At 29.7% G+C, this 837-nt stretch carries 1 protein-coding gene; it reads left to right on the top strand.

Annotated features, from left to right (window positions below; all coding sequences use genetic code 4):
- Positions 1-108 precede the first annotated feature (108 nt).
- The coding region (locus D9R21_RS06765) for a hypothetical protein (protein ID WP_148108900.1) at positions 109-837 on the top strand (729 nt) is incomplete at its 3' end.

Here is an 837-nt window from a genome sequence, read left to right as displayed (position 1 = left end):
ATGATGAAATTGAAACTATTAAAGAAAAAGGAGCATATACTCCTGATGAAATTAAAAAATTAACTGATTATACACTTAAAAACCTTAGATAATAAGGGAAGTGAAATTATGGCAACAATTAATTTGCCGCAAGTACCTTTTACATTACAAGGTAATACAACAGGGCAAAAAGCCTATGTTGATATGGTTAATGCTTTATTGCGTGGACCTTTATATAATGAATATGCAAGTATTATGCAATATGCAACTGCAACTGCCGAACAAGTTGCTTGATTACCTAATGCTGGTCAAGCATTATATAATTTAACTCATCGTGTGGTATGACAAGATGATTATTCATTACCAAATGGTGGTGCAACTCAAACTATGGGATTAACAAGAATTCCAGTTCCAATTGATAAAAGATTTAATTTAAAATTAATGAATGAAGCTTTTGACCTAGCATTAATAGAACAAAATATTAAAAATGGTGTTATTGCTGATGCTATTTCTAGTGTTGTACAGAATAAATTTGTTAATTTAGAATGTGAATTAATTCAGGCTATTTATGATTATTGTTTAGCAGATGGTCAATATGAAGTAATTCCATTTCGTAGTTATACAGCCGAAAATGCCGATGATGCAAATAAAGCATTCTTTACATTAAATGAAACATTGATTGAATTAACAAATCAAATTAGTAATTTATACTTTGGTTTGCCAACCGATAAAATGTTTATGGTTTTAGGACGAAGAGCATATTTAGGATTAACACCTGCTTATTTAAAAGTAATTGGTTCACAAGCCCAATTAAAAGCAATGGTTAATGGTGAATTATATGAAAATACAGCAATGGGT

It is taken from the genome of Spiroplasma endosymbiont of Megaselia nigra (assembly GCF_003987485.1).
In the GTDB taxonomy this organism is placed as follows: Bacteria; Bacillota_I; Bacilli_A; order Mycoplasmatales; family Mycoplasmataceae; genus Spiroplasma.
Note: the sequence above shows the minus strand (reverse complement) of the source record. Positions and strands in the feature narration are given on the sequence as shown.